At 60.9% G+C, this 8372-nt stretch carries 5 protein-coding genes; 1 reads left to right on the forward strand and 4 read right to left on the reverse strand.

Going from position 1 to position 8372, the window contains the following annotated elements; translation table 11 throughout:
* The 3 genes from AC1DH9_RS23740 to acnA all read right to left on the reverse strand — a co-directional run.
* Positions 1-1523: methyl-accepting chemotaxis protein (locus AC1DH9_RS23740; protein WP_477808882.1), on the reverse strand; the 1523-nt coding region annotated here is incomplete at its 3' end.
* Between the two features lie 100 nt (positions 1524-1623).
* Positions 1624-2415, reverse strand: a complete 792-nt coding sequence (locus AC1DH9_RS23745; protein ID WP_477808883.1) for a lysostaphin resistance A-like protein — start codon at positions 2413-2415, stop codon at positions 1624-1626.
* A 165-nt stretch (positions 2416-2580) separates the two neighbouring features.
* Positions 2581-5331: an aconitate hydratase AcnA gene (gene acnA / locus AC1DH9_RS23750; RefSeq protein ID WP_477808884.1), complete on the reverse strand. Its 2751-nt coding sequence runs from the start codon at positions 5329-5331 to the stop codon at positions 2581-2583.
* Between the two features lie 222 nt (positions 5332-5553).
* On the opposite strand from acnA, the gene rlmM reads away from it, so the two are divergent.
* Positions 5554-6627: a 23S rRNA (cytidine(2498)-2'-O)-methyltransferase RlmM gene (gene rlmM / locus AC1DH9_RS23755; RefSeq protein WP_427544738.1), complete on the forward strand. Its 1074-nt coding sequence runs from the start codon at positions 5554-5556 to the stop codon at positions 6625-6627.
* 149 nt (positions 6628-6776) lie between these two features.
* Here the strand turns inward: rlmM and AC1DH9_RS23760 are convergent, their stop codons facing one another.
* Complete coding sequence (locus AC1DH9_RS23760; RefSeq protein WP_427544740.1) at positions 6777-8192, reverse strand: MATE family efflux transporter; 1416 nt, start codon at positions 8190-8192, stop codon at positions 6777-6779.
* Positions 8193-8372 lie beyond the last annotated feature (180 nt).

Consider the following 8372-nt stretch of genomic DNA (forward strand, 5'->3'; position numbering starts at 1 on the left):
GTTTTGGTCAGCTCTTCACTCAGTAACGCCGAGTTCTGTGCCTGTTCCGAAGTCTGGTCAGCCAGTTGCGCAATGGTGCTGATGTTGCGGCTGATCTCTTCGGCGACTGCGCTTTGCTCTTCGGTCGCGGCAGCGATTTGGGTGGTCATGTCGGTGATGTTGGCCACCGCTTCGCTGATACCCACCAGTGCCTGGTCGGCTTCCAGAACCCGTGCCACGCCTTCTTCAGCCTGACGGTGACCCGCTTCCATGGTTTGCACCGCGGTGCTGGCGGTTTGCTGGAGCTTGGCGATCAGGGTGTGGATCTGCCCGGTCGACTCGCTGGTGCGTTGCGCCAGTTGCCTTACTTCGTCGGCAACCACCGCAAAACCACGGCCCATCTCGCCGGCGCGAGCCGCTTCGATGGCCGCGTTCAAGGCCAGCAGGTTGGTCTGGTCGGCAATGCCTTTGATCACGTCGACCACGCCACCGATTTCGTCGCTGTCCTTGGCCAGTTGGGTCACGGTCAGGCCGGTTTCACCGACCACCACCGACAGGCGCTGGATTGCGTCACGGGTTTCACCGGCAATGTCACGGCCACGACCGGTCAGGCGATTGGCTTCCTGGGTCGCGTCAGCGGTGCGTTGCACGTGGCTGGCGACTTCCTGGGTGGTGGCGGCCATCTGGTTGACGGCGGTCGCCACTTGCTCGGTCTCGACGCGCTGACGTTCCAGGCCGGTCGAGCTTTTGTGCGCCAGGGTGTCGGACTGTCGAGCTTGCTCGTTCAGGTGCTCGGCGGTGTCTTGCAGGCGAGTCAGGCAGGTTTTCAGACGGGCTTCCTGACTGAGGATCGACATTTCCAGGCGCGCTTGAGCGCCGCGGCTGTCGGTGTACATCTGCGCAATCAGCGGGTCGGATGTGGTCTGCTCGGCCAGGCGCRGCAAGCGCTTGAGGCCACGCTGTTGCCAGCTCAAGCCCAGCAGGCCAAGCGGCACGGACAGCCCGGCGGCCAGCGCAAAACCCCACTGCGAGTTGAGTGTGGCGCCGATCGTGAAGCTCAGCTGGCTGACCAGAATGAACGGTAACCAGTCCTGCAGCACCGGCAGCCACTTGTCTGTTTGAGGAATCGCCGACTTGCCCTGATTGATGCGTTGGTAGAGCGCTTCGGCGCGGCGGATCTGTTCGGCGCTGGGTTTGACCCGCACCGACTCGTAACCGACCACCTGATTGCCGTCGAACACCGGTGTGACATAGGCGTTAACCCAGTAGTGATCACCGGTCTTGCAGCGATTCTTGACAATGCCCATCCATGGCAAGCCTTGTTTCAGTGTGCCCCACATGTGCGCGAAGACCGCAGGCGGAACGTCGGGGTGACGGACCAGGTTGTGCGGTGCACGGATCAGCTCTTCACGAGAAAACCCGCTGATTTCGACGAAAGCGTCGTTGCAGTAGGTGATCACGCCTTTGGCATCGGTCGTGGAAATCAACCGTTGCTGAGCCGGAAAGGTCCGTTCGCGTTGTGTAATGGGCTGGTTATTACGCATGGCTTTTTCAATCCGCAAGGCTTTGACAGCGTGTCGGCAGTGCCAGGAATAAATTGAAATTATTTTTCAATATTCAGCGCTGGCACACATTCCTTGATCCTCAACCCGCCAGCATCGGGTAGGTAAAGAGGCCAAAGTGCAGCAGGTTCAAGCCAAAGTGCGTGGCGATGGCGGCCCCTAGCCCACCGAAGCGGTACGCCAGCCCGTAACCGACCCCGGCAAGGCTTGCCAGCAGCACCCATTGCCAGCCAGCGCCGAAGTGCGCCAGACCGAACAGCAAGGTGGCGCCAAGCAAGGCGAGGTGTTCGCCATAGCGCAGGTGTTGCAGGCAGCGACTCAAACCACCCTGAATGTAACCGCGAAACAGCGCCTCCTCGACCAGCGTCACCAGCAACAGGTTGTTCAGTACCCAGAGCCAGGCTTGATCGGGCCACTTCGGTGCCCAACTGATCATACCCAGCAGCAGCGCACCACCAAGAGCGGCCAGCGCGCTCAAGGTCAGTGCCGCGGCGGTGGCATACAGTGAAAGACGCAGGGAGCGGCGACCGACAATCCACGGGCACACCAGCAACAGCCAGAAACCAATCAGTGGTTTGTCCAGATTCAGGTACATGGAAAACGGCACGGCATCCGYGCTGAAGCGTTCCGGGCCGATACCGCGACCATTGTAGAAACCCGGAAGCCAGTGCATGGCCAGCGCTACCGCGAGGAAAACGAACAGGCCGTGACCCAGGACGCGGCCGACCTGGATTTGTGGTTGGCGAACGGCAAAGCCGGCAAACGCTAACAACCCGACGGAAATGGCCGCCAGCCAGCCGAGGTGGCTGTAGACCAGGGCCAGTGCGTAGCCGATGGAGATGAGTGCCAGATAGAGCCATGGCAGAGCAATCATGTTTAGTCCTTGTTTCCGGGATTTTGCAGTGTGACTCGGTCCACTGTGGGAGCGAGGCTGGGCACAACATTGTGAGCAGCGCCCATCAAGTGGCGCGGAATTATAGAGACGAGAATCCCACAAACAAAAACACCGTCCGAAGACGGTGTTTTTGTCAGTGCGACATTATGAAGCAATTAGTTGCCGCAACACGTAATGCAGTATTCCTCCCGCCTTGAAGTATTCCACTTCGTTCAACGTGTCGATCCGGCACAACACCTCCACCTTCTCGCTGCTACCGTCCTCGCGGGTGATCACCAGCGTCAGGTTCATTCGCGGCGTCAGCTCGACGCCCGTCAGCCCTTGAATATCAAGTGTCTCCTTGCCGGTCAGGTTCAGGCTCTTGCGGTTCTGGTCGAGCTTGAATTGCAGCGGCAGTACGCCCATGCCCACCAGGTTGGAACGGTGAATCCGCTCGAAGCTTTCGGCAATCACCGCTTTGACGCCCAGCAGGTTGGTGCCCTTGGCCGCCCAGTCACGGCTTGAACCGGTGCCGTATTCCTGACCCGCAATCACCACCAGCGGGATGCCCGCCGCTTGATAGCGCATGGCGGCATCGTAGATCGCCAGTTTCTCCCCGGTCGGAATGTAGAGCGTATTGCCGCCTTCTTCGCCGCCAAGCATTTCGTTGCGAATGCGGATGTTGGCAAACGTGCCGCGCATCATCACTTCATGGTTGCCGCGACGTGAGCCATAAGAGTTGAAGTCTCGCGGTTCCACACCTTGTTCACGCAGGTAACGTCCGGCCGGGCTGTCGGCCTTGATGTTACCGGCGGGGGAGATGTGGTCGGTGGTTACCGAGTCGCCGAGCAGCGCCAGTATGCGTGCACCGCTGATGTCCTGAATCACCGGCAGGGGGCCGGAAATGTCATCGAAGAACGGCGGATGCTGGATGTAGGTGGAATCCTTCTGCCAGACGTAGGTCGCCGCTTGCGGGACTTCGATGGCTTGCCACTGCGCGTCTCCGGCAAACACCTCGGCGTATTCCTTGTGGAACATCGCGGTGTCGACCTGCGCCACGGCGTCGGCGATTTCCTTGCTGCTCGGCCAGATGTCCCGCAGGTACACCGGTTTGCCATCCTTGCCTTCACCCAGCGGCTCGCTGCTGATGTCCATGCGCACGCTGCCGGCCAAGGCATAGGCAACGACCAGCGGCGGGGAGGCCAGCCAGTTGGTTTTCACCAGAGGGTGCACGCGACCTTCGAAGTTGCGGTTGCCGGAGAGCACTGAGGCGACGGCCAGGTCGGAGCTCTGGATGGCTTTTTCAATCGGTTCCAGCAACGGCCCGGAATTACCGATACACGTGGTGCAGCCGTAGCCGACCAAAGAAAAGCCCAATTCATCGAGGTATTGGGTCAGGCCGGCGGCCTTGTAGTAGTCGGTAACCACTTTGGAGCCCGGCGCCAGAGAACTCTTCACCCACGGTTTGCGTTTGAGGCCTTTCTCCACGGCTTTTTTGGCCACCAGCCCGGCAGCCATCATCACGCTCGGGTTGGAGGTGTTGGTGCASGAGGTGATGGCGGCAATCACCACGGCACCGTTTTTCAGCCGATACGTCTGGCCCTCGTACTCGTAGTCCGCTTCGCTCACGAGATCGGCATTGCCGACCGCGACGCCACCGCCACCTTCGCTTTCGAGGCGGCCTTCTTCCTTGCTGGTGGGGCGGGCGGGCTTGACTTGCAGGCCGAGGAAGTCARTGAACGCTTGGGCGACATTTGGCAGCGACACCCGGTCCTGTGGGCGTTTGGGGCCGGCGAGGCTGGCTTCGACGCTGCTCATGTCCAGCGCCAGGCTGTCAGTGAACACCGGCTCCTGGCCGGGCAGACGCCACAGACCCTGGGTTTTGCAGTAGGCCTCGACCAGTTTCACCACGGCGGTGGGCCGACCGGAAAGGCGCAGATACTCCAGTGTCACCTCGTCCACCGGGAAAAATCCGCAGGTGGCGCCGTATTCCGGGGCCATGTTGGCGATCGTTGCGCGATCCGCCAGCGGCAACTCGGCGAGGCCGTCGCCATAAAACTCGACGAACTTGCCGACCACGCCTTTCTTGCGCAGCATCTGGGTGACGGTCAGCACCAAGTCAGTGGCGGTGATGCCTTCCTTGAGCTTGCCGGTGAGTTTGAAACCGATCACTTCCGGGATCAGCATCGATACCGGTTGGCCGAGCATCGCCGCTTCCGCTTCGATGCCGCCCACGCCCCAGCCGAGCACGCCGAGGCCGTTGATCATGGTGGTGTGGGAGTCAGTGCCCACCAGCGTATCCGGGAAGGCATAGGTGCGGCCGTCCTCATCCTTGGTCCATACCGTGCGGCCGAGGTATTCCAGGTTGACCTGGTGACAGATGCCGGTGCCCGGCGGCACCACGCTGAAGTTGTCAAAAGCACTCTGGCCCCAGCGCAGAAAGGCGTAACGCTCGCCATTACGCTGCATCTCGATGTCGACGTTCTGGGTGAAGGCGGTGCTGCTGGCGAATTTGTCGACCATCACCGAGTGGTCGATCACCAGGTCCACCGGCGACAGCGGATTGATTCGCTGCGGATCGCCGCCGGCCTTGGCCATGGCGGCGCGCATGGCCGCGAGATCGACCACCGCCGGCACACCGGTGAAATCCTGCATCAACACGCGCGCGGGGCGGTACTGGATTTCCCGGTCGCTGCGCCGTTCTTTGAGCCAGGCGGCGAGGGCCTTGAGGTCGGCGCCGGTGACGGTTTTTTCGTCCTCCCAGCGCAGCAGGTTTTCCAGAAGCACTTTGAGTGACATCGGCAGCTTGTCGAGATCGCCCAAGGACTTTGCGGCTTCCGGCAAGCTGAAATAATGGTAGGTCTTGTCGTCTATTTGCAGCGTTTTAAGGGTCTTCAGACTATCGAGGGACGGCATTGAATTGACTCCTTTGGGTCCGCACGGCTACGGACTGGCGGGACAGACAGAGTTCTTAACCTAGCCCTGTTTGGACATTAAGGCTAATAACCGGACGCTATGGACAAGTCCGGCGTTGCGAACTCGGCTATCATGCGCCGGTTTTCGTGACAGGCTTTGCTTCAACGCAAGTCTGGGCATCGCGCAGTGGTTGAATGTCTCGCCATCTGCCCAGGAGTAAGAATGAACACCCTCTTTATGCATTGCCGGCCGGGCTTCGAAGGCGAAGTCTGTTCCGAGATTTCCGAACACGCCGCGCGGCTGAACGTGGCCGGTTATGCCAAGGCCAAAGCCGCCAGCGCCTGCGCCGAGTTTGTCTGCACCGAAGAAGACGGTGCCGAGCGCCTGATGCGCGGCCAGCGTTTCGCCGAGCTGATTTTCCCGCGCCAATGGGCTCGCGGGATCTTCATCAATCTGCCGGAAACCGACCGCATCAGCGTGATCCTCGCGCATCTGGCGAGCTTCCCGACGTGCGGCAGTCTGTGGCTGGAAGTGGTCGACACCAACGATGGCAAAGAGCTGTCGAACTTCTGCAAGAAATTCGAAGGCCCGCTGCGCAAGGCGCTGAGCGGCGCCGGCAAACTGGTGGAAGACGCCAACAAGCCGCGTTTGTTGCTGACCTTCAAAAGCGGCCGTGAAGTGTTCGTCGGCCTGGCGGAAGCCAACAACTCGGCGATGTGGCCGATGGGCATTCCGCGCCTGAAGTTCCCGCGTGAAGCGCCCAGCCGTTCGACCCTGAAGCTGGAAGAGGCGTGGCACCACTTCATCCCGCGTGATCAGTGGGACGAGCGCCTGCACAGCGACATGACCGGCGTCGACCTTGGCGCCGCGCCGGGCGGCTGGACCTGGCAACTGGTCAATCGCGGCATGCTGGTGACGGCTATCGATAATGGCCCGATGGCTGAAAGCCTGATGGACACCGGGCTGGTTCAGCACTTGATGGCGGACGGTTTTACCTTCAAGCCCAAGCAACCGGTGGACTGGATGGTCTGCGACATCGTCGAGAAACCGGCGCGTAACGCGGCGATGCTGGAAGAGTGGATTGGCGAGGGGCATTGCCGCGAGGCGGTGGTCAACCTGAAGCTGCCGATGAAGCAACGTTATGCCGAAGTGAAGCGCTTGCTTGAGCGCATCGCAGAAGGCTTCAAGGCGCGTGGCATTCGGGTCGATATCGGCTGCAAACAGCTGTACCACGACCGCGAAGAAGTGACCTGCCATTTGCGTCGGCATGACGTAAAGAAACCGAAAACCCGCTGATTCACCCGGCCCCATGTGGGAGCGAGCCTGCTCGCGATAGCGGTGTAACAATCAACATTGATATTGAATGTGATGGCCCTATCGCGAGCTTCGCAAGAAGTCCGATTAACGGACCCGAAAAAAAAGGCCTGCGTTTGCAGGCCTTTTTTTTAACGTCGGTTAACCCGCTGACTGATGCGGATCCGCTTGCGCGCACTGCGCGTCAGGCGGATCGAGAGCATCAGCGCCGCGCAGCTCAGGCCTGCAATCAGACCTTCCCACAGCCCGCTCGGGCCGCTGGCCGGGCCGAACCAGTCGGTCAATCCCAGCACGTACCCTACCGGCAGGCCGATCCCCCAATAGGCGAACAACGTCAGGACCATGGTCGCCCGGGTGTCCTGGTAACCGCGCAGTGCGCCAGCACAGATCACTTGGATAGCATCGGAACACTGGTACAGCGCGGCATAGACGATCAGCATAGAGGCGATCTGGATGACGGTCTTGTCGGCGGTGTAGATCGAGGCGATTGGTTCGCGCAGAAGCAGAATCAGGCTCGCCGAGAATACGGCGAACACCAGCGCCGCGCCCAGGCCAACCTTCGCCGCGAAGCTCGCCTGATACGGGTTCCCGGCCCCCAATGCCTGCCCCACCCGTACGGTGACCGCCATCCCCAGGGAATAAGGAATCATGAACAGCAGCGAGCTGATGTTCAGGGCGATCTGGTGCCCGGCCACGACGGTCGATCCGAGGCTACCGATCAGCAGGGCGATGACCGCAAAGATGCTGGATTCGGCAAATACCGCGATACCGATTGGCAGGCCGATGCCGACCAAGCGTTTGATCACCGCCCACTGCGGACGATCGAAACGCACCAGCACGCGCGTGGGGGCATAGAAGGGCGCCCAGCGGGTCCAGCCGGCCATGCTCAGCGCCATGAACCACATGACGATGCCGCTGGCCCAGCCGCAACCGACGCCGCCGAGGGCCGGCAGGCCGAAATGGCCATAGATCAGCGCGTAGTTCACTGGAATATTGAGCAATAAACCACTCAGGCCAATGACCATGCTTGGACGGGTGCGACCCATTGCATCGCTGTAGCAACGCAGTACGTAGTAGAAGGCAATGCCGGGAAAGCCGAAGGCGATACCGTGCAAGTAGCCCATGCTCGGCTCAATCAACTGCGGGTCGACTTTCATCCAGTGCAGGATCGGCTCGGCGCCAAGCAGCAGGCCACTGCCTGTCAGTCCGACACAGAGCGCCAGCCACAAGGCCTGGCGTGCCAGAGGCGCGATCTCGTCGTGCTGCTTTGCGCCAAAGCGTTGGGCGATCTTGGGGGTGGTGGCCAGCAGAACCCCGGTCATCAGCAGGTAGATCGGAATCCAGATCGAATTACCCAGTGCGACCGCCGCCAAATCCCGTGGGCTGACTCTGCCCGCCATCACTGCATCGACGAACCCCATGGCGGTGGTTGCCAGTTGCGCGATCATGATCGGCAGCGCCAGGCCAAGCAGGCTTTTAAGCTCCAGGCGAACCCGGGCCGGGCGGTTGAGGGAGGTAGCAGCGAGGCTGTCAGTCACGGAATTCACAGGCGAAGCGTCCAAAGGGGTTTGATGCGCGGGCGGCGCATTCTACGCGTTGACGCCTCAGTCAGGAAAATTGCAGTGTTAGGGATTTGTAATCGGTTGCCGGACGTTTCGACATCCCTGTGGCGAGGGAGCTTGCTCCCGCTGGGGCGCGAAGCGGCCCTGAAAATGGGACTGCTACGC

It is taken from the genome of Pseudomonas sp. 05T35 (assembly GCF_056396605.1).

Bases quoted from the DNA above. Each gene is read 5' to 3' on its own strand.
- rlmM (WP_427544738.1), top strand. From the start codon at position 5,554: ATGAACACCCTCTTTATGCATTGCCGGCCGGGCTTCGAAGGCGAAGTC.